The sequence below is a fragment of the Vibrio sp. 1580 genome, from assembly GCF_033340055.1.
The window spans coordinates 1-590 of record NZ_JAWOVT010000475.1 but is presented as its reverse complement, the minus strand read 5'-3'; the positions used below and the strand labels follow the sequence as shown (position 1 = coordinate 590).

Annotated in this window: 1 protein-coding gene; it reads left to right on the top strand. The window is 48.5% G+C overall.

Annotation, left to right across the window (positions count from 1 at the left end):
• A partial coding sequence (locus R7093_RS26675; protein ID WP_318147208.1) for an iron chelate uptake ABC transporter family permease subunit occupies positions 1-590 on the top strand: 590 nt, incomplete at both ends.

The following is a 590-nucleotide window of genomic DNA, read 5'->3' as shown; positions in this document are numbered from 1 at the left end:
TGCTGCTCATTATCGGGAAACGCAGCCACTTTAACCCTTCTAATTTTGTACTCTCAGGTATTGCCCTTAGCGCCCTATTACAAGCTCTCGTGCAGTTTGCGTTGGCGCAAGGCTCTGGGGAAAGTTACAAAATTTTGCTCTGGCTCACGGGCTCAACGTATCGCGTCACCAGCACAAGTGCATTGGTGTTACTTATCTCCGTGTTGGTGCTTTTAGCGATTGTGTTTGCGTTGTCACGTTGGCTAACACTGATTTCTATTGGTCGAGCGTTTTCTAACGCGCGCGGGCTGAATCCATCATCTGCAAACACGATTTTGCTTGTTATCGTTGCTCTGCTGTGTGCCTTTTCAACGGCGACGGTCGGCCCCGTTTCCTTTGTTGGTTTGGTCGCACCACACATGGCGATGATGCTAGGAGCAAGAAAGGTCAAAGAACAATTATTCGTTGGCAGTTTGATTGGTGCAACGCTTATGGTTTGGGCGGATTGGTTAGGGCAAATCGCCATTTACCCGAGCCAAATTGCAGCAGGTACGTTAGTCGCGATTATCGGTAGTACCTACTTCTTGTTCCTGATGCTCAAAAGCAAGTTC